Origin of the sequence: Pseudomonas fluorescens, from assembly GCF_002022275.1 — a bacterium.
Lineage (GTDB): Bacteria > Pseudomonadota > Gammaproteobacteria > Pseudomonadales > Pseudomonadaceae > Aquipseudomonas > Aquipseudomonas fluorescens_AJ.
The window spans coordinates 101933-120188 of record NZ_MSDF01000009.1; the positions used below are offsets into that span (position 1 = coordinate 101933).

The following is an 18256-nucleotide window of genomic DNA, read 5'->3' on the forward strand; positions in this document are numbered from 1 at the left end:
GAAGCAGGATGTTCGCCATGATTCGTATGCCCCTGGCCACCGCCAGTCTGCTGGCCATTGCCATTTCTCTCGCCGGTTGCGGCGAAGGTAAAGACAAGGCCGCCGCGCCTCAAGCGCCGACCCCGGCTGCCAGCACCACCGCTCCAGCGGCTGCCACCCCGGCAGGCCAGGTCGACGAAGCGGCCGCCAAAGCCGTGGTCGCGCATTACGCTGACATGGTGTTCGCGGTGTACAGCGATGCCGAATCCACTGCAAAAACCCTGCAAACCGCGATCGACACGTTCCTCGCCAACCCGAGCGACGACACCCTGAAAGCGGCCCGCACTGCCTGGATCGCCGCACGCGTTCCGTACCTGCAGAGCGAAGTGTTCCGCTTCGGCAACACCATCATCGACGACTGGGAAGGTCAGGTGAACGCCTGGCCCCTGGACGAAGGCCTGATCGACTACACCGACAAATCCTACGAGCACGCCCTGGGTAACCCGGGCGCCAACGCAAACATCATCGCCAACACCGAGATCCAGGTCGGCGAAGACAAGGTCGACGTCAAGGAAATCACCCCGGAAAAACTCGCCAGCCTCAATGAGCTGGGCGGTTCCGAAGCCAACGTGGCTACCGGCTACCACGCCATCGAATTCCTGCTCTGGGGCCAGGACCTCAACGGTACCGGCCCAGGCGCGGGCAACCGCCCGGCTTCAGACTACATGACCGGCGACGGTGCCACCGGCGGCCACAACGAGCGCCGCCGCACGTACCTGCGTGCCGTGACCCAACTGCTGGTCAGCGACCTGGAAGAAATGGTCGGCAACTGGAAGCCCAACGTCGACGACAACTACCGCGCCACCCTGGAGGCAGAACCTGCCACCGACGGCCTGCGCAAAATGTTGTTCGGCATGGGCAGCCTGTCCCTCGGCGAACTGGCCGGTGAGCGCATGAAGGTGTCCCTGGAAGCCAACTCGCCGGAAGACGAGCAGGACTGCTTCAGCGACAACACCCACAACTCGCACTTCTACGATGCCAAAGGCATTCGTAACGTTTACCTGGGCGAGTACACCCGGGTTGATGGCAACAAAATGACGGGGCCGAGCTTGTCGTCGCTGGTGGCCAAGGCCGATCCGGCGGCTGATACCGCGTTGAAAGCTGATTTGGCGGCGACCGAAGCGAAGATTCAGGTCATGGTGGATCATGCCAACAAGGGTGAGCATTACGACCAGTTGATCGCGGCCGGTAACGACGCAGGCAACCAGATCGTGCGCGATGCCATCGCCGCGCTGGTCAAGCAGACCGGTTCGATCGAGGCAGCTGCAGGCAAGCTGGGCATCAGCGACCTGAACCCGGATAGCGCTGATCACGAATTCTGATCCGTGCCGCGTTGAAAAAGGCGACCTTCGGGTCGCCTTTTTTATGCCTGCCTTCGAGGTCAGATCAGACACTGGAGACCCCCTGTGGGAGCGGGCTTGCTCGCGAATGCCGTGGATCAGTCGAAGCATTTGGCGACTGACACTGCGCATTCGCGAGCAAGCCCGCTCCCACCTTTGATCGATGTCGCTCCCACCCCCTCGGTTTACATGCCCCGCACCGCAGGTAGAATGGCGCCTCTGCCCTATTACCCGAGCACATTTCATGGCGTTGCCGACCCTGCGCATCATCGGTTTCATCATCGGCATCTTCCTGATCACCCTGGCCATCGCCATGGTCGTGCCCATGGCCACCCTGGTGATCTTCGAACGCACCAGCGACCTGCCGTCGTTCCTGTGGGCCAGCATGATCACCTTTCTCGCCGGCCTGGCCCTGGTCATCCCCGGCCGCCCCGAACACGTGCACCTGCGCCCACGGGACATGTACCTTCTTACCGTCACCAGCTGGGTGGTGGTGTGCATCTTCGCCGCCCTGCCCTTTTTGCTGACCCAGCACATCAGCTACACCGACTCGTTTTTCGAAAGCATGTCCGGCATCACTGCCACCGGTTCCACGGTGTTGAGCGGCCTGGACAGCATGTCCCCGGGCATTCTGATGTGGCGCTCGCTGTTGCACTGGCTCGGCGGCATCGGCTTTATCGGCATGGCGGTGGCGATCCTGCCGCTGCTGCGCATCGGCGGCATGCGCCTGTTCCAGACCGAATCCTCGGACCGCTCGGAAAAGGTCATGCCCCGTTCGCACATGGTGGCGCGCCTGATTGTGGCGGCGTATGTGGGCATCACCATCCTCGGCAGCCTCGCGTTCTGGTGGGCCGGGATGGGCTTGTTCGATGCGATCAACCACGCGATGTCGGCAATTTCCACCGGTGGTTTTTCCACTTCCGATGAATCCCTGGCCCATTGGAAACAACCGGCGGTGCACTGGGTGGCGGTGGTGGTGATGATTCTCGGCAGCCTGCCGTTCACCCTGTACGTGGCCACGTTGCGCGGCAACCGTCGGGCGTTGATCAAGGATCAGCAGGTGCAAGGCTTGCTCGGTTTGTTGGTGGTGACCTGGCTGGTACTCGGCACCTGGTACTGGTGGACCACCAATCTGCATTGGCTGGATGCCCTGCGTCATGTGGCACTGAACGTCACCTCGGTGGTGACGACGACCGGTTTTGCACTGGGGGACTACAGTCTGTGGGGCAATTTCTCACTGATGCTGTTTTTCTACCTGGGCTTTATCGGCGGCTGTTCGGGTTCGACCGCCGGCGGAATCAAGATCTTCCGTTTCCAGGTTGCCTATATCCTGCTCAAGGCCAACTTGAACCAACTGATTCACCCGCGCGCGGTAATCAAGCAGAAGTACAACGGCCACCGCCTCGACGAAGAAATCGTACGCTCGATTCTGACCTTCTCGTTTTTCTTCGCCATCACCATCTGCGCCATCGCCCTGGCCTTGTCGTTGCTGGGGCTGGACTGGATGACCGCGTTGACCGGCGCCGCCAGCACCGTGTCCGGCGTGGGCCCGGGCCTGGGCGAAACCATCGGCCCGGCGGGCAACTTCGCCAGCCTGCCGGATGCCGCCAAGTGGATCTTGTCGTTTGGCATGCTGCTGGGCCGGCTCGAGATTATTACGGTGTTTGTGCTGTGCATTCCGGCGTTTTGGCGTCACTGATCGACGGCGCTTCCAGTAACCGCGTCCGGTACTCGCCGGGCGTGGCATCGAACCAGCGGCGGAACGCGCGGAAGAAGTTGCTCGGGTCTGCAAAACCCAACAGGTAGGCGATTTCCAGCAAGGTCATGCTTGGCTGCGCCAGGTATTGCTCGGCCAGCTCACGGCGGGTGTCGTCGAGCAACGTTTGAAAACTGGTGCCTTCCTCCTGTAAACGCCGCTGCAAGGTGCGCTGAGACAAGTGCAGGGTCTGTGCCACCACTTCGCGCTTGGGTTCGCCCTGGGGCAACAGACGACACAACACCTGGCGCGCCTTGTGCGTCACACGACTTTCGGAAAACCGCGCCAGGTATTCACCGGCAAACCGATCATGCAGCAGCGCCATGGCCTCGTTGGCGGTGGGCAGCGGCGCGTCCATGTCGGCCTGTTCGAAAATCAGCGCGTCATAGGGCGCGTTGAACTCCAGCGGTGCATGGAACGCCTGTTTATAGGGTGCAAGGTCCGCCGGCTGGTCGCCTTGCAGCACGACCTTGCGCGGCTGCAACGTGCGTCCGGTCAGCCAGCCACATAATGCCAAGGCACTCGCCAGCGAGGCTTCAGCGCTTTGCCGGGTGGGTGGCAGGTGGTCGCCATGCACCGTAAGAATCAGCGCATAGCCTTCGGGTAATAATCGGAAACTCAGGTCGGCGCTTTCGGCAATGATTCGCTGGTAGCGCACCAGCCGCATAAACCCCTCGGCCAGCGTGTTGCTGGACATCAATGCATAACCGGCCACATGAAAGGAGGCGGGGCGCACCACCTTGCCCATGTTCAGGCCGATCGCCGGGTTGCCCGACAGCTCGACCGCCCGCTGCCACAGCCGAGTCATGGAGTCTTGTGGAAAGCGTGCGTCAGGATCACTCAAAGCGGCGTAATCCAGGCCCAGTTGCTTGAACAGGGCACGGCAGTCCAGGCCGTCCATTTCCAACGCCTTGACGATGCCCATCGCCCAGCTTGCAGAAGTTGTTCGTTCGCTCATGGCGTCTTCTTAAAAAAGCAGGCTCACACGGCAGCCAGGAAGCCAAGGATACTAAAGTGGCATCTATTGTCACTGGCTGTTACCACTGATCACTCTAGACTCAAATAAGCTCCCCGCCGAACATCTGTTGGGCGGCACACTGATCAAAGGGTTGGCCACTGTGGAAAACGTCAAACAATTCAACAGCTTCGCCGAGTTTTACCCGTATTACCTGAGTGAACACGCCGACAGCACCTGCCGGCGCCTGCACTTTATTGGCACCACGCTGGTGATCGGCATTTTGGCGTATGCCATCGGCCGAGGCTCGTTGGCACTGCTGATTGCGGTGCCGATTGCCGGTTATGGCTTTGCCTGGGTTGGCCACTTCTTCTTCGAAAAGAACCGCCCAGCCACGTTTCAACACCCGTTCTACAGCTTGCTGGGAGATTTTGTGATGTACCGCGACATGATTTTGGGCAAGGTGCCGTTCTGAGGTGTGACCTCTTGTCACTTGCGTTCAATCGATGAAAGTTCGTACATCCGCTGACATTAAAATCTTTTTGTCATTTGCAGTGCTGTATCCTGCCAAGGCTTTTTGAGAGCGCGGAATCACCTGCGATTGAAAACAGACCTTGCGAGGAGCGACGACGATGCACGAGATACCTAATCTCCCCTTCCCAAGCCTGCACGAAGCTGAGCAGCAAACACCGCAGCAGGCCAGCCCACAGCAGCCTGAGGCCAAAGAAGCAAAACCAGTCGACGGCAACAGCCCGGACTGACGCCGTACCAGACCGTGTGGAAAGCGCAGCTTTAGAGCGCTTTCCACACTGCCTGAATCATGAGACCTCCGTTATGACCGATACCCTCCCCGATGCCCCGGACGCTGCCGTCCTCGACGCGGCCTTACAGATGATTGAAGTCTGGAACCGCCTCAGCCCCGACAAACAGGCCCTTCTGCTCAAGCGCTTTGGTACTCAGGAAAACGCCCTGGCCGCCCTCGTCACCACGCAAATGCTGGCCCCCTCCAAGCCCTGATCGCTGTTTGATCTGACGTTTTTGTGTTTTGCCGCCCTACAGAGGCCAAAGCACCGGTATCATTAGCAGCCTATCTTTACCTGCTGCGACAGTGGACCTCTCCCATGCCAGATACCCAGCGCCCCATGGCGGTCACGCTGCAAGTTGTTTCCATCGTGCTGTTTACCTTTATCGGCTACCTGAACATCGGCATTCCCCTCGCCGTATTGCCGGGCTATGTCCACAGTGAACTGGGGTATGGCGCCGTCATCGCCGGGCTGGTGATCAGCGTGCAATACCTGGCGACACTGCTGAGTCGCCCTTACGCCGGCCGCATGATCGACACGCTGGGCAGCAAGCGTGCGGTCCTGATTGGCCTGTTGGGCTGTGGCCTGAGCGGTGTGTTCATGCTGCTCGCAGCGGTGTTTTCGACCCTGCCGGCCGTCAGCCTGGCCAGCCTGTTTGTCGGCCGGCTGGTGCTCGGCAGCGCGGAGAGTCTGGTCGGTTCAGGCGCCATCGGCTGGGGCATCGGCCGGGTCGGTGGGGCGAACACTGCCAAGGTCATCTCCTGGAATGGCATCGCCAGCTACGGCGCACTGGCTGTCGGTGCGCCGCTCGGAGTGGTGTTGGTCAGCCATTTTGGCCTGTGGAGCATGGGTTTCAGCATCATTCTTCTGGCCGTGCTGGGTTTCGCCCTTGCCTGGCGCAAAGAAGCGGCGCCCATCGTGGCCGGCGTACGCCTGCCCTTCATGAACGTGCTGGGCCGCGTGCTGCCCCACGGCTGCGCGCTGGCGCTGGGCTCGATTGGCTTTGGCACCATCGCCACCTTTATCACCCTGTATTACACCACCCAGCATTGGGATAACGCGGTGTGGGCGTTGAGCCTGTTCGGTGCCAGCTTTATCGGCGCGCGGCTGCTGTTCGGCAATTTGATCAACCGGATTGGCGGCTTTCGCGTGGCGATTGCGTGCCTGTCGGTAGAGATTTTGGGCTTGTTGCTGCTGTGGCTCGCGCCGGATGCGCAGCTGGCGTTGGCCGGTGCGGCGTTGAGCGGTTTTGGCTTTTCACTGGTGTTTCCGGCGCTCGGCGTGGAGGCGGTCAACCTGGTGCCCGCGTCCAGCCGGGGTTCGGCTGTAGGGGCTTATTCACTGTTTATCGACTTGTCGCTGGGCATCACTGGCCCGCTCGCCGGGGCGGTAGCGGCTGGCTTCGGCTTTGCATCGATCTTCCTGTTCGCCGCCCTCGCCGCGTTCGGTGGCTTGCTGCTGAGCGTGTACCTGTACCGCGAGGCGCCCAAAGCCCGCGAGGCACGCGGCGCCTAGAAGTCGACCTTGCCGCGCCCGGCCTTGATGCTGCCGCGCTTGGTCTTGGATTCGAGACGACGCTTTTTCGAGCCTAATGTGGGCTTGGTCGGACGGCGCTTCTTTTCGACCTTGGTGGCACTGAGGATCAACTCCACCAAGCGCTCCAGCGCATCCGCGCGGTTCTGCTCCTGGGTCCGGTATTGCTGGGCCTTGAGCACCAGCACGCCTTCGCTGGTGATGCGGCTGTCGCGCAGCGCCAGCAGGCGCTCCTTGTAAAAGTCCGGCAGCGACGACCCCGGAATATCAAACCGCAGGTGCACCGCGCTCGACACCTTGTTGACGTTCTGCCCACCGGCGCCCTGGGCGCGGATGGCGGTCAGCTCGATCTCGGCATCAGGCAGGTGCACGTTGTTGGAAATAACCAGCATTACTCAGAAACCTTAGGCAACGGACAAGCCCAACTCGGACAACAACATCGACGCCTGGGCTTTGGAAATCACGGCGCCTTTGAACAGTTTGGCATCATTGAGACGAAACCCGCTCAAATCTGCACCGCGCAGGTCGGCGCCGGCGAAATTGGCGCCATTGAGGCGAGCATGGGCGAGGCTGCAGTCGATCAGTTCAGCCTTGCGAAAGTCGGCGTCCGACAAATCGCTGTCGGAAAAATCCAGGTTATTCAGCACGGTTCGGGCAAATGAAAGGCCGGACAAAAACGCGCTGTTGAGCCGGGTTTCACTGAAGCTCAGGCCCAGGGACGCGCAATGGGTGAAGTTGGCGCCGGTCAGCTTGCAGTGTTCAAAGCTGGCCTGGGGCAATTTGCTGCGCTGCCAGCGGGTGTTGTTCAAATCACAACTGTTGAATTGCGCTTCCAGCAGGTTCGCTGCCTCGAAAATGGCATGGCCTGCTCGGCAACTTTTCCACTGCGTGCCTTCCAGGCGCGAGCCTAGGAATGAGGTCTGGACCAGAATGCAGCGCTCGAACACCCAGTGGTCCAGCACCATTCGCGACAAATCAGCCCCGCTCAAGTCGACGCCAATCAGGCGCAACGGCCCGCTGTGCTGAGCGATCAGGTCTTCCAGCGCATCGCGCTGCAAGCTGCCGCCGTCGATATCGGTGTGCTGCATGAGGCCTCCCGCCAGATAACAGATTAAAACGAGGCGCGAGTCTAACCTGTCAGCGCCCACAAAAAACCCGGCAAGGCGCCGGGTTTTCAGTTGACGAGGGTCGCTTACTTCAACGCTGCACTCGTCGTAGCAGGCGCGGCTTCGACATTGCGCTTGTTCTTGATCCAGTAGCACAGCCCCATGAACGCCACCCACACCGGGATTGCGTACACCGACACCTGAATCCCCGGAATCATCAGCATGATCACGAGGATAAACACCACGAACGCCAGGCAGATGTAGTTGCCGTAGGGGTACCACAGCGCCTTGAACAGCGGCACCTGGCCGGTGCGGTTCATGTACTGGCGGAACTTGAAGTGCGAGAAGCTGATCATCGCCCAGTTGATCACCAGCGTGGCGACCACCAGTGACATCAGTAATTCCAGCGCATGTTGCGGGATCAGGTAGTTCATCAGTACCGCCACCAGCGTAACCGCCGCCGAGGCGAGAATCGAACGCACCGGCACGCCGCGTTTGTCGATCTTCGCCAACGCTTTGGGCGCATCACCCTGTTCGGCCATACCCAGCAGCATGCGGCTGTTGCAGTAGGTGCCGCTGTTGTACACCGACAACGCTGCGGTCAGCACCACGAAGTTGAGGATGTGCGCGGCGGTGTTGCTGCCCAGCATCGAGAACACTTGCACGAACGGGCTGCCGCTGTAGGCATCGCCGGACGCATTGAGGGTCGCCAGCAGGCTGTCCCACGGCGTCAGCGACAACAGCACGACCAGCGCGCCGATGTAGAAAATCAGGATGCGGTAGATCACCTGGTTGATCGCTTTCGGGATCACGGTGCGTGGCTGGTCGGCTTCGGCAGCCGTAAAGCCGAGCATTTCCAGACCGCCAAAGGAGAACATGATGATCGCCATGGCCATCACCAACCCGCCGACGCCATGGGGAAAGAAACCGCCGTGGTCCCACAGGTTGCTGACCGAGGCTTGGGGGCCGCCGCTGCCGCTGACCAGCATGTAACTGCCCAAGGCGATCATGCCGACGATGGCCACCACCTTGATGATCGCAAACCAGAACTCGGCTTCACCGAAGACTTTGACGTTGGCCAGGTTGATCAGGTTGATCAGCACGAAGAACGCTGCCGCCGAGACCCAGGTCGGGATCTCCGGCCACCAGTAGTGCACGTATTTGCCAACCGCTGTCAGCTCCGACATGCCCACCAGGATGTACAGAATCCAGCAGTTCCAGCCCGACAGGAAGCCGGCGAAACCGCCCCAGTACTTGTGGGCAAAGTGGCTGAAGGAGCCGGCGACCGGCTCTTCGACGATCATTTCGCCGAGCTGGCGCATGATCATGAAGGCGATGAAACCGCAGATGGCATAGCCCAGGATCATCGATGGGCCGGCGGATTTGAGCACGCCGGCCGAGCCCAGGAACAGGCCGGTGCCGATGGCGCCACCGAGGGCGATCAACTGGATATGCCGGTTTTTCAGGCCGCGTTTCAGCTCGCCTGAAGAGGAATGGGGTCCACTCATGAAAAGGGTCTCACGCAAGGTTTGAGGAGTTGAATGCAGGTTGCTGCCGTGAATCTCGACTCAAGCAGCGCGGCTCAAACCCCAGCGCAGGCACCAGGAATACAGCGTGTTTCTAACGGTCATGCGTCACCTGTTTGTTTTTATCTGTGACGAAATCGAACCCGTCTGGCTCGTGGCCAGGCGGAGTGATCAGGGCTGGGTACACCCTGGGTCTTGGCCTTTTGCGTGGATACGCAAGGGGGGGTCACAGTAAAACGCGGCGCATTGTACACCGCTCGACAGCTTCGGGCCGACCCCGGAAAGCGCTCAGCACAAACTGTCAGGCATTCCTTACAGCGTGCTACCGCTCAATAATGTGGCGAATTTCTCGTAAATTAATCGTTACAGCACGGAAAATTAGCGTTACAGCTGAACCGAATCCGTCAGCTAACGGAAAAATGTCAGTGGGAAATTTCTGACAAATTACCCGCTCCAGCCCTTTGTTTTTTCTAACTAAAAAAGCACGGCGAAAAAACAGAAGAAAAAATCCAAATGAGACCGTGTCAATAAATATTTTGCATTCCGAAACGCACTCTCCTAGGTTCTTTCACTTGCCCAGCGAAGCCCGCTGGCAAGCCGTTCTCAAACAACGTCCTCTAGGAGATACACCATGCAAGCACTGGAAAACGACCTGGAAACCGAACTGCAACTCGACGATTGGTTTGAAGCGCCGACCCATGAGGCCGCCGTTGAAATGATGCAAGCCGACGCCGTTGTGCCGTTTGGCACCGCGATGTGGCCGTTCTAAAAACCGGCAGGCATCCGGCAGGTGCTGTGCACGGCACCTGCCCCCTTACCCAAGGCACAGAAGGACACCCGTCATGGACAAGGCCCGCGCCGTCGAACACTTTCTCTACTACCTCGCTCACCACCCGGCCCTCAACGGCCTGAGCCGCCCCACCGTACTGCTGGGCCACACCGAGCGCTACGATGCGATTGCCCAGGCGATCACCCAAGGCAGCGCCGCCCGTTTCAATTTCCAGCTGCAGCGCCTCGACCTGACGCCCAGCGAAACCCTGGCCCAAGCCATCGAGGCCAGCGACCTGTACCTGTTTCTCTACGATTCCTCGACACTGCCCAACCCACGCGCCGAAGGCCCGGACTTTATCCGCGCCCTGCAAGGCGTGATGGCCGAACACTGGAAAAAATCCCTGCTGTTCAAGGATTACGGCGACTACTTCTACGACACCTTCAGCGTCGAGCCGCAGCGCATCGCCGACCTCAACGCCACGCTGATCCGGCGCATGTCCCAGGCCAACGTGCTGAGCTTTACCGACAAGCACGGCTCACGCCTTGAAGCACCGATGAGCAGCATCAAGAAGTGGACGAACATCAATGGCGTCGGCAACCACGACCTCGCGCCGGGCGAAATCGCCACTCACAGCGAAGCCATCAACGGCCAGGTGCGGTTTGTCGGCACTTTTCTGAGCACTATTCCGTTTGCGCGTAAATACGGCGTGCTGCAATCGCCGCTGGAACTGTGGATCGAAAACTCGACTATCTGCGGCGTAGCCAGCGACGTGCCGGGCCTGGCAGATGACTTCAATAAATACCTGAATGCCAACCCGTCCAACCGTCGTGTGGAGGAGTTGGGGATTGGCACCAATGAAGGGGTCAAGGATTTGTATGCGCGCAATGCGGGCTTTGAAGAGCGCCATTGCGGGTTGCACTTAGGCTTGGGGGGCGGGCAGAAAGGCAGCCATCATCTGGATTTGATCTTCGCCAGCGGGGTGTTGGCGCTGGATGACAAGCCGGTGTTTGATGGGCGGTTTGCGTTTTAAACACAGATTTCATGAACAATGGAGATCAAGTGTGGGAGCTGGCTTGCCTGCGATGGCATCACTCTGGTGTGCCTGACAGACCGAGTTGTTTGCATCGCAGGCAAGCCAGCTCCCACACTTGAATGCATTTCAAATTCAACACCAAAAAAAAACGCCAACCCGAGGGTTGGCGTTTTTTATGCCGCAGCTAAATCACTGCGGCTTCTTGCGACCAAAACCAGGACGCTGACCTGAGCCGGCCGGGGCGCCACGGCGCTTGCCCGACGGCTCGTCCGCAACCAGTTTCGGGCCCGGGCGCTTGTTCGCCGCCGGCTTGGCTGGACGCTTGGTGCTGGCGTTGTCCGCCGGGCGATCCGCTTCACCACGGTTGCTGCGACCACCAGCCGGAGCAGGACGCGGCGCACGTGGAGCACGCTCGCCTTCCTGACGCGATGGCGCGGTTGGGCGACGCTCGCCTTCGATCTGCGGCTCACGGGAAATGCGACCGCCGGTTGCCGGTGCATTCAACGCAGGGCGCAGGGTGCGCGCAACACGCTCGGTACGTGCCACAGGACGCGACGATTTACGCTGCATACGCTCAAGCTTGTCCTTGCTCTTGGCGTTCATCTGCGGCATGGCGACTGGCGTCAGGCCGACCTCGGCACTGAGGATGTCGACTTCGTACTGGCTCATTTCGCGCCAGCGGCCCATCGGCAGGTCGGAGTTCAGGAACACCGGGCCGAAACGCACGCGCTTCAGGCGGCTGACCACCAGGCCCTGGGATTCCCACAGGCGACGCACTTCACGGTTACGGCCTTCCATCACCACGCAATGGTACCAGTGGTTGAAACCTTCACCGCCGGGCGCTTGCTTGATGTCGGTGAACTTGGCCGGGCCGTCTTCCAGCACCACGCCAGCCTTCAAGCGCTCGATCATCTCGTCATCGACTTCACCGCGTACACGCACAGCGTATTCACGGTCCATCTCGTAGGACGGGTGCATCAGGCGGTTGGCCAGTTCACCGTCGGTGGTGAACATCAGCAAGCCGGTGGTGTTGATGTCCAGACGGCCGATGTTGATCCAGCGGCCTTCTTTGGGCTTGGGCATCTTGTCAAACACGGTCGGACGGCCTTCCGGGTCGTCACGGGTGCAGATCTCGCCGTCCGGCTTGTTGTACATGATCACGCGGCGCACCGATTCGGCGGCCTCTTCACGCTTGATGACCTTGCCATCAATGGTAATTGCGTCATGCAGGTCGACGCGCTGGCCGAGGGTAGCCTCGACGCCGTTGACCTTGATGCGTTTCTGGGTGATCCAGGCTTCGACGTCGCGGCGCGAGCCCACGCCGATACGTGCCAGCACCTTTTGCAGTTTTTCGCCTGCTGGGCCGATTTCCTGGCTGTCGTTCTGGTCTTTGTCGTTCATCTTAAGCACCTCCCGGTGGGTCGATTCAGGCGTGGCCTGAAGAGTGTTGAAAGCGGGGCTTGCGGCGAATACGTCGCCGAAGGGTCGCAAATCATACGCGCATGGCGCGCGTTGCGCATCAGAGACTAGCTCAATAGTGGGCTGTCACTTGCTTTTCCGCCGACCGGTGGCGCCCAGGGCCAGCAAACGCAGCTCGGCTTCGGCGAGGACAGTGCGTTTGTCGACCTTGTCGAGTTTCTTCCAGGCGCGGATTTCGCGCTTGCTGCGGCCACAGCCGATGCAGATGTCGTCGGTGAACTTGCAGATATTGATGCAGGGGTCTTTGGTGGAACTCATGGACGATCCTCTGTGGGAGCTGGCTTGCCTGCGATGGCATCCCCTTGGTATGCCTGACACACCGAGGTGCCTGCATCGCAGGCAAGCCAGCTCCCACATGGGTTTGCGGTGTTTGGTAGACCGAGTCAGTCTTCGAACTCGCGGCGCTCGGCTTCGATGGCCTCGGCCAGCGCGCGGGCTTCGTCTTCTTCGTCGCTCAGCGGTGGTTGTTCGAGCGCCGCGACAGCGGCCAGGAGTTTGGCACGGGCTTCGGCGACGCCGAGGATGTCCTCCTCGGGTTCAGGCTCGGGCTCATCTTCAACTTCGACTGGCGGCTCAACCTCAACGTTCAGTTGCAACGCAGGCTCCTGCTCACCGTCACTGACCGCTCCATCCCGCAGCAAGTCATCAAAGTCAGTCTTGATGCCTTGCTCCATATCATCCAGTTCCAGCAACAAGGTGTGGAAGCTGGTTTCGTCCTTCGGCTCTTCCGGCTCGGCGGTCGCGTCCGCCAGCTCCTGAAGGCTGGCGGGCACTGGCGCATCGTCGAAGTCCAGCACCGGGTCCGGTTCCATCTCGCGCAGCTCGGCGAGCGGTGGCAAATCGTCGAGGTTTTTCAGGTTGAAGTGGTCGAGGAACACCTTGGTGGTGGCGAACATCGCCGGTTTGCCGGGCACATCGCGGTAACCGACGATACGAATCCACTCGCGCTCCAGCAAGGTCTTGACGATATGGCTGTTGACCGCGACACCCCGCACATCCTCGATTTCGCCCCGGGTGATCGGCTGGCGATAGGCGATCAGCGCCATGGTCTCGAGCATCGCCCGTGAATAACGCTGCGGGCGTTCTTCCCACAAGCGGCCGACCCACGGGGAAAATTTCTCACGGATCTGCAGGCGATAACCCGACGCCACTTCGCGCAATTCAAACGCGCGGCCGTCGCAGGACTTGCGCAGAATCTCCAGCGCCTTTTTGAACACCGGCGGCTCGGGGCGTTCGGCCTCTTCAAAGAGTTCGAACAGCCGCTCAAGGGATTGCGGTTTACCCGAGGCCAGGAGAAAGGCTTCCAGCAGCGGGGCCAGTTCGCGGGGTTCAGTCAAATTCATCGATTCAGCTCTTTATTCGGCTCGCGCCCGCACGTGGATAGCCGCAAAAGGCTCATTCTGGACCAGCTCGACCAAGGATTCCTTCACCAACTCGAGGATCGCCATAAAGGTCACTACCACCCCCAGGCGCCCTTCTTCTTTGGTAAACAGCTCTACAAACGGCACAAACCCGCCGCCCTTGAGGCGATCCAGCACATCACTCATGCGCTCACGGGTGGACAAGGCTTCGCGGCTGACCTGGTGGCTTTCAAACATGTCGCCACGGCGCAGCACCTCGGCCATGGACATCAGCAATTCTTCCAGGCTGACATCCGGCAACAGCTTGCGCGCGCGGGCTTCGGGGGCGTCGAGTTTGGGTACCACCACGTCGCGACCCACGCGGCTCAAGCCATCAATGCCTTCGGCGGCGGCCTTGAAACGCTCGTACTCTTGCAGACGGCGGATCAGTTCGGCGCGCGGGTCATCTTCTTCGGCTTCTATAGTCTCCGAGCGCGGCAGCAACATGCGCGACTTGATCTCGGCGAGCATGGCGGCCATCACCAGGTACTCGGCGGCCAGCTCCAGGCGCACCGACTGCATCAACTCGACATAGCCCATGTATTGGCGGGTGATTTCCGCCACGGGGATGTCGAGGATATTGATGTTCTGTTTGCGGATCAGGTACAGCAGCAAGTCCAGCGGGCCTTCGAAGGCTTCAAGAAAGACCTCCAGGGCATCCGGCGGAATGTACAAGTCCAGCGGCATTTCCATGACGGCCTGGCCGTAGACCATGGCAAAGGGCAGTTCCTGCTGGGCGCCCGCCTGGCTGTCGACGGTTTCCACGACCGACATTCAGGCCTCGACCATAAACGGCGTCGGGTCGCCGCAGCCCACACGCACCACTTCCGGCTCGCCGTCGGCCAGGTTGATCACGGTGGATGCCTTGTTGCCGCCGTAGCCGCCGTCGATGATCAGGTCGACCTGCTTTTCCAGCAATTGGCGCATTTCGTAGGGGTCATACAGCGGCTCGGTTTCGCCGGGCATGATCAGCGACACGCTCATCAGCGGCTCACCCAACTCGGCCAGCAACGCCAAGGCTATCGGATGCTCCGGAACACGCAGGCCGATGGTGCGTTTCTTCGGGTGCAGCAACAGGCGCGGCACTTCGCGGGTGGCGTTCAAAATAAAAGTGTAGGGCCCCGGCGTGTGCGCCTTGAGCAGGCGAAACGTGCCGGTGTCGACCTTGGCGAACAAGCCAAGCTGCGACAGATCGCTGCAGATCAGCGCAAAGTTGTGGTTCTTGTCCAGGTCACGCAAGCGTCTTACCCGTTCAACCGCGCCTTTGTCGCCGATTTGGCAACCGATGGCGTAGGACGAATCCGTCGGGTAGATCACCACGCCGCCGGCGCGGATGATCTCCACGGCCTGTTTAATCAGGCGCGCTTGCGGGTTTTCCGGATGAATCTGGAAGAATTGACTCACGTGCTCTACCTGTTCAGACGGTGGCAGTAATGGGGTCATGCTTGAATCGCCCCCACAAAAGCGGCAAATCTTCCGGGACCGCGCGGTACTCGCCGATCTCGGACCAGCCGCCTGGGCCATGAAAATCACTGCCGGCACTGACCAGCAGACCAAATTCGCGCGCAAGAATCGCCAGGCTCCCCACCTGATCGGCGGGTTGGTGCCCGTTAACCACCTCGATTGCATGGCCGCCCGCACCAATATAGTCGCTGATCAGCTTGCGGCGCTTGCTGCGGGTGAAATCGTAATGCCAGGGGTGCGCCAGGCTGACCCACGCCCCGGAGGCCCGCAGGGTCTCGACGGTGTCTTCCAGGGTCGGCCAATGTTGCTTCACATCGCCCAACTTGCCAGCACCCAACCATTTGCGAAACGCTTCGGCGCGGTCCTTAACAAAACCTTCACGTACCATCCAGTCGGCAAAGTGCGGCCGGGCCGGTGCATTGCCGCTGTCGCCCAGCTCCTGCTGGACGGCGCGGGCGCCATCGAGGGCATTGGGCATGCCCTTGAGGCCGAGCTTGCGGCTTATTTCTTCGGACCGCAGCCAGCGGCCATCGTGCAAATTAGCGATGGCCTCCACCAGCGGCGGGGCTTTCTGGTCAAAACCGTAGCCGAGCACATGAATGGTGGCGCCGCCCCAGGTGCAGGACAATTCCACGCCATTGACCAGTTGCATACCCAGCGCCTGCGCGGCTTCGCGGGCTTCATCAAGGCCTTCGAGGGTGTCGTGGTCGGTCAACGCCAGGACTCGCACGCCTTTTTCAAACGCACGCGCGACCAGTACCGCGGGCGCCAGGGCGCCGTCGGAGGCCGTGCTGTGGCAGTGCAAATCAACATTCACGGAAGTGTGTAACCTCAAGTCAGCTGGCGCTTTCGCTACCAAGGATGTTTGTTATTATGCCGCCACATCCAGCTTCTGGCTCTTACTGTGAAACAATTCATCGACTTCATCCCGCTGTTGCTGTTTTTCATCGTTTATAAACTCGACCCTCGCGTCATCGATCTGGCCGGCCATGAACTGACCGTCGGGGGCATCTACAGCGCCACCGCCGTGCTGATCATCAGCTCTGTCGTGGTCTACGGCGCGATCTTCATCTCTCAACGCAAACTCGAAAAAAGCCAATGGCTGACCCTCGTCGCGTGCCTGGTCTTCGGCAGCCTGACCCTGGCCTTCCACAGCGAAACCTTCCTTAAATGGAAAGCCCCGGTGGTGAACTGGCTGTTTGCCCTGGCGTTTATCGGCAGCCACTTCATCGGCGATCGCCTGCTGATCAAGCGGATCATGGGCCATGCACTGATCCTGCCGGAGCCGGTGTGGACACGTTTGAACGTGGCCTGGATCGTGTTTTTCCTGTTCTGCGGCGCCGCCAACCTGTTTGTGGCCTTTACCTTCCAGGATTACTGGGTCGACTTCAAAGTCTTCGGCAGCCTGGGCATGACCGTGTTGTTCCTGATCGCTCAAGGTATCTACCTGTCGCGCCACCTGCATGACACCGACCCCACCACGCCGAAAACCGAGGACTGACATGCTCTACGCCATTGTTGCTACCGACGTTGCCAACTCGCTGGAAAAACGCCTGTCCGTGCGCCCGGCCCACCTTGAGCGCCTGAAAGTGCTGCAAGCAGAAGGCCGGCTGGTGCTGGCCGGCCCGAACCCGGCGGTCGACAGCAATGACCCGGGTGACGCCGGGTTCACCGGCAGCCTGATCATCGCCGAGTTTGCCTCCCTGGCCGATGCCCAGGCCTGGGCCAAGGCGGATCCCTACATCGCAGCGGGTGTCTACGCGGATGTTTCGATCAAACCATTCAAACAAGTCCTGCCTTGACCCTCTGAGCCCGCCGAACCTATTGCGTTCGGCGTACTCCTAATGGCTCATTATTCCCGGTAACCTGCCGACAACGTTCTGAATATTCGTGTGGAATCAGGAGTTCCGATGCGCTTACGTCAGTTGTGTCTGTTGGCAGTGTTAACGATCGGGGCCACGGCCCACGCTGAAGAACCCTCGAACACCGGCAGTTCCACGCCCCTGTCCTTGAGTGCCGGTAGCCAGATCACAGAGCTGCAGCAACGCTTGAAAGAAAGCGAGCGTCTGCGTGAAGAATTGAGCAAACAATTGCAAAGTGCGGACCCTGCCCGCGAGAGCGCCCAACTGAATCGCTTGCGCCAGGAGAACCAACGCCTGGCCCAGCAACTCAAAGAGGCACAGGGCGGTGCCTTGACCCGCTGGCTGACCGAGCAACAACAGTGGTTTGTGACGGGCGGGGCCGTCGCACTGATCGCCTTGCTGTGCGGGATTTTCGCCAGCGGTGGGCACCGTCGCCGTCGACAATGGCTAAATTGAGTGAGTCATGAGCGAGCTGTTACTGATAGATGATGACCAGGAGCTCTGTGAGCTGCTGACCAGTTGGTTGAGCCAGGAAGGTTTCCAGGTGCGCGCTTGCCATGACGGTTTGAGCGCGCGCAGAGCCCTGGCCGACAGCGCCCCTGCGGCGGTGGTGCTCGACGTGATGCTGCCCGACGGCAGCGGCCTGGAGCTGCTCAAGCAGTTGCGCAACGACCACCCGGATTTGCCGGTGCTGATGCTGTCGGCGCGGGGCGAGCCGCTGGACCGTATTCTCGGCCTGGAACTGGGGGCTGACGATTACCTCGCCAAACCGTGCGACCCGCGGGAACTCACTGCCCGCTTGCGCGCTGTGTTACGCCGCAGCCATCCGGCGGCAGTGTCAACGCAGCTTGAACTGGGAGATTTGTGCTTCAGCCCGGTGCGTGGCGTGGTCAGCATTGATGAGCAGGAATTTACGCTTACTGTTTCTGAAAGCCGCTTGCTTGAAGCGTTGTTGCGCCAGCCTGGTGAGCCGCTGGACAAGCAGGAACTGGCGCAGATTGCTCTGGGTCGCAAGCTGACCCTTTACGATCGCAGCCTGGACATGCACGTCAGTAACCTGCGCAAGAAGATCGGCCCGCACCCGGATGGTCGGCCACGGATTGTGGCGTTGCGTAGTCGTGGGTATTACTACAGCCTTTGAGTGGTGGGGGCTGGGTTGCTGAGTACATATCCGTTATTTGGGTAACG

The 18256-nt window shown here is 60.3% G+C and carries 22 protein-coding genes; 12 read left to right on the forward strand and 10 right to left on the reverse strand.

Annotation, left to right across the window (positions count from 1 at the left end):
* Window positions 1-17 precede the first annotated feature (17 nt).
* A complete protein-coding gene (locus BFW87_RS04745) occupies window positions 18-1361 on the forward strand; it encodes an imelysin family protein (RefSeq protein ID WP_078738808.1) in 1344 nt (447 codons plus the stop codon).
* Window positions 1362-1623: 262 nt separating this feature from the next.
* Window positions 1624-3078 carry a TrkH family potassium uptake protein gene (locus BFW87_RS04750; RefSeq protein WP_078738809.1) on the forward strand — a complete coding sequence of 485 codons (1455 nt, stop codon included), beginning with the start codon at window positions 1624-1626 and terminating at the stop codon, window positions 3076-3078.
* Here the strand turns inward: BFW87_RS04750 and BFW87_RS04755 are convergent.
* A complete protein-coding gene (locus BFW87_RS04755; protein ID WP_078738810.1) occupies window positions 3035-4093 on the reverse strand; it encodes an AraC family transcriptional regulator in 1059 nt (352 codons plus the stop codon). The genes BFW87_RS04750 and BFW87_RS04755 overlap by 44 nt on opposite strands.
* A 160-nt stretch (window positions 4094-4253) precedes the next feature.
* On the opposite strand from BFW87_RS04755, the gene BFW87_RS04760 reads away from it, so the two are divergent.
* From BFW87_RS04760 to BFW87_RS04770, 4 genes are all read left to right on the forward strand, one after another.
* Entirely contained in the window at window positions 4254-4565 is a 312-nt protein-coding gene (locus BFW87_RS04760; RefSeq protein ID WP_078738831.1) for a DUF962 domain-containing protein, read from the forward strand.
* A gap of 157 nt (window positions 4566-4722) precedes the next feature.
* The gene (locus BFW87_RS32440) at window positions 4723-4851 is read left to right on the forward strand and encodes a hypothetical protein (protein WP_303047300.1); all 129 of its coding nucleotides are present in this window, start codon (window positions 4723-4725) and stop codon (window positions 4849-4851) included.
* A 73-nt stretch (window positions 4852-4924) separates the two neighbouring features.
* Entirely contained in the window at window positions 4925-5107 is a 183-nt protein-coding gene (locus BFW87_RS04765) for a hypothetical protein (protein ID WP_078738811.1), read from the forward strand.
* Between the two features lie 104 nt (window positions 5108-5211).
* Window positions 5212-6408, forward strand: coding sequence for an MFS transporter (locus BFW87_RS04770; protein WP_078738812.1), 1197 nt, complete (start codon window positions 5212-5214; stop codon window positions 6406-6408).
* On the opposite strand, the gene arfB is transcribed toward BFW87_RS04770, so the two are convergent.
* From arfB to BFW87_RS04785, 3 genes are all read right to left on the reverse strand, one after another.
* On the reverse strand, window positions 6405-6818 hold the full coding sequence (arfB, locus tag BFW87_RS04775) for an alternative ribosome rescue aminoacyl-tRNA hydrolase ArfB (protein WP_078738813.1): 414 nt from the start codon (window positions 6816-6818) through the stop codon (window positions 6405-6407). The two genes, BFW87_RS04770 and arfB, sit on opposite strands and share 4 nt — an antisense overlap.
* A 12-nt stretch (window positions 6819-6830) precedes the next feature.
* Entirely contained in the window at window positions 6831-7514 is a 684-nt protein-coding gene (locus tag BFW87_RS04780; protein WP_078738814.1) for a pentapeptide repeat-containing protein, read from the reverse strand.
* A 104-nt stretch (window positions 7515-7618) separates the two neighbouring features.
* Window positions 7619-9040: an amino acid permease gene (locus BFW87_RS04785; RefSeq protein ID WP_078738815.1), complete on the reverse strand. Its 1422-nt coding sequence runs from the start codon at window positions 9038-9040 to the stop codon at window positions 7619-7621.
* Between the two features lie 649 nt (window positions 9041-9689).
* On the opposite strand from BFW87_RS04785, the gene BFW87_RS31945 reads away from it, so the two are divergent.
* Together BFW87_RS31945 and BFW87_RS04795 are read left to right on the forward strand one after the other, a co-directional pair.
* The gene (locus BFW87_RS31945; RefSeq protein WP_003175756.1) at window positions 9690-9827 is read left to right on the forward strand and encodes a hypothetical protein; all 138 of its coding nucleotides are present in this window, start codon (window positions 9690-9692) and stop codon (window positions 9825-9827) included.
* A gap of 73 nt (window positions 9828-9900) precedes the next feature.
* Entirely contained in the window at window positions 9901-10860 is a 960-nt protein-coding gene (locus tag BFW87_RS04795) for a leucyl aminopeptidase (RefSeq protein ID WP_078738816.1), read from the forward strand.
* Between the two features lie 192 nt (window positions 10861-11052).
* Here the strand turns inward: BFW87_RS04795 and rluB are convergent, their stop codons facing one another.
* From rluB to BFW87_RS04825, 6 genes are all read right to left on the reverse strand, one after another.
* Window positions 11053-12264: a 23S rRNA pseudouridine(2605) synthase RluB gene (rluB, locus tag BFW87_RS04800; RefSeq protein ID WP_010208149.1), complete on the reverse strand. Its 1212-nt coding sequence runs from the start codon at window positions 12262-12264 to the stop codon at window positions 11053-11055.
* 144 nt (window positions 12265-12408) lie between these two features.
* Entirely contained in the window at window positions 12409-12600 is a 192-nt protein-coding gene (locus tag BFW87_RS04805) for a DUF1289 domain-containing protein (protein ID WP_078738817.1), read from the reverse strand.
* Between the two features lie 125 nt (window positions 12601-12725).
* Window positions 12726-13685 carry an SMC-Scp complex subunit ScpB gene (scpB, locus tag BFW87_RS04810; RefSeq protein WP_078738818.1) on the reverse strand — a complete coding sequence of 320 codons (960 nt, stop codon included), beginning with the start codon at window positions 13683-13685 and terminating at the stop codon, window positions 12726-12728.
* Between the two features lie 12 nt (window positions 13686-13697).
* Window positions 13698-14396 carry a segregation and condensation protein A gene (locus tag BFW87_RS04815; RefSeq protein WP_176159709.1) on the reverse strand — a complete coding sequence of 233 codons (699 nt, stop codon included), beginning with the start codon at window positions 14394-14396 and terminating at the stop codon, window positions 13698-13700.
* 120 nt (window positions 14397-14516) lie between these two features.
* Complete coding sequence (locus tag BFW87_RS04820; RefSeq protein WP_139372395.1) at window positions 14517-15146, reverse strand: L-threonylcarbamoyladenylate synthase; 630 nt, start codon at window positions 15144-15146, stop codon at window positions 14517-14519.
* Between the two features lie 13 nt (window positions 15147-15159).
* Complete coding sequence (locus BFW87_RS04825; RefSeq protein ID WP_078738821.1) at window positions 15160-16023, reverse strand: PHP domain-containing protein; 864 nt, start codon at window positions 16021-16023, stop codon at window positions 15160-15162.
* An 87-nt stretch (window positions 16024-16110) separates the two neighbouring features.
* Between BFW87_RS04825 and BFW87_RS04830 the strand changes: the two genes are divergently transcribed.
* From BFW87_RS04830 to BFW87_RS04845, 4 genes are all read left to right on the forward strand, one after another.
* On the forward strand, window positions 16111-16707 hold the full coding sequence (locus BFW87_RS04830) for a septation protein A (protein ID WP_078738822.1): 597 nt from the start codon (window positions 16111-16113) through the stop codon (window positions 16705-16707).
* Between the two features lies 1 nt (window position 16708).
* Window positions 16709-17008, forward strand: a complete 300-nt coding sequence (locus BFW87_RS04835; RefSeq protein ID WP_078738823.1) for a YciI family protein — start codon at window positions 16709-16711, stop codon at window positions 17006-17008.
* A gap of 108 nt (window positions 17009-17116) precedes the next feature.
* A complete protein-coding gene (locus tag BFW87_RS04840; protein ID WP_078738824.1) occupies window positions 17117-17524 on the forward strand; it encodes a translation initiation factor 2 in 408 nt (135 codons plus the stop codon).
* A 7-nt stretch (window positions 17525-17531) separates the two neighbouring features.
* Window positions 17532-18209 carry a response regulator transcription factor gene (locus BFW87_RS04845; RefSeq protein ID WP_078738825.1) on the forward strand — a complete coding sequence of 226 codons (678 nt, stop codon included), beginning with the start codon at window positions 17532-17534 and terminating at the stop codon, window positions 18207-18209.
* Window positions 18210-18256 lie beyond the last annotated feature (47 nt).

Bases quoted from the DNA above. Each gene is read 5' to 3' on its own strand.
- BFW87_RS04745 (WP_078738808.1), top strand. From the start codon at position 18: ATGATTCGTATGCCCCTGGCCACCGCCAGTCTGCTGGCCATTGCCATT.
- BFW87_RS04750 (WP_078738809.1), top strand. From the start codon at position 1,624: ATGGCGTTGCCGACCCTGCGCATCATCGGTTTCATCATCGGCATCTTC.
- BFW87_RS04755 (WP_078738810.1), bottom strand. From the start codon at position 4,093: ATGAGCGAACGAACAACTTCTGCAAGCTGGGCGATGGGCATCGTCAAG.
- BFW87_RS32440 (WP_303047300.1), top strand. From the start codon at position 4,723: ATGCACGAGATACCTAATCTCCCCTTCCCAAGCCTGCACGAAGCTGAG.
- BFW87_RS04765 (WP_078738811.1), top strand. From the start codon at position 4,925: ATGACCGATACCCTCCCCGATGCCCCGGACGCTGCCGTCCTCGACGCG.
- BFW87_RS04770 (WP_078738812.1), top strand. From the start codon at position 5,212: ATGCCAGATACCCAGCGCCCCATGGCGGTCACGCTGCAAGTTGTTTCC.
- arfB (WP_078738813.1), bottom strand. From the start codon at position 6,818: ATGCTGGTTATTTCCAACAACGTGCACCTGCCTGATGCCGAGATCGAG.
- BFW87_RS04780 (WP_078738814.1), bottom strand. From the start codon at position 7,514: ATGCAGCACACCGATATCGACGGCGGCAGCTTGCAGCGCGATGCGCTG.
- BFW87_RS04785 (WP_078738815.1), bottom strand. From the start codon at position 9,040: ATGAGTGGACCCCATTCCTCTTCAGGCGAGCTGAAACGCGGCCTGAAA.
- BFW87_RS31945 (WP_003175756.1), top strand. From the start codon at position 9,690: ATGCAAGCACTGGAAAACGACCTGGAAACCGAACTGCAACTCGACGAT.
- BFW87_RS04795 (WP_078738816.1), top strand. From the start codon at position 9,901: ATGGACAAGGCCCGCGCCGTCGAACACTTTCTCTACTACCTCGCTCAC.
- rluB (WP_010208149.1), bottom strand. From the start codon at position 12,264: ATGAACGACAAAGACCAGAACGACAGCCAGGAAATCGGCCCAGCAGGC.
- BFW87_RS04805 (WP_078738817.1), bottom strand. From the start codon at position 12,600: ATGAGTTCCACCAAAGACCCCTGCATCAATATCTGCAAGTTCACCGAC.
- scpB (WP_078738818.1), bottom strand. From the start codon at position 13,685: ATGAATTTGACTGAACCCCGCGAACTGGCCCCGCTGCTGGAAGCCTTT.
- BFW87_RS04835 (WP_078738823.1), top strand. From the start codon at position 16,709: ATGCTCTACGCCATTGTTGCTACCGACGTTGCCAACTCGCTGGAAAAA.
- BFW87_RS04840 (WP_078738824.1), top strand. From the start codon at position 17,117: ATGCGCTTACGTCAGTTGTGTCTGTTGGCAGTGTTAACGATCGGGGCC.
- BFW87_RS04845 (WP_078738825.1), top strand. From the start codon at position 17,532: ATGAGCGAGCTGTTACTGATAGATGATGACCAGGAGCTCTGTGAGCTG.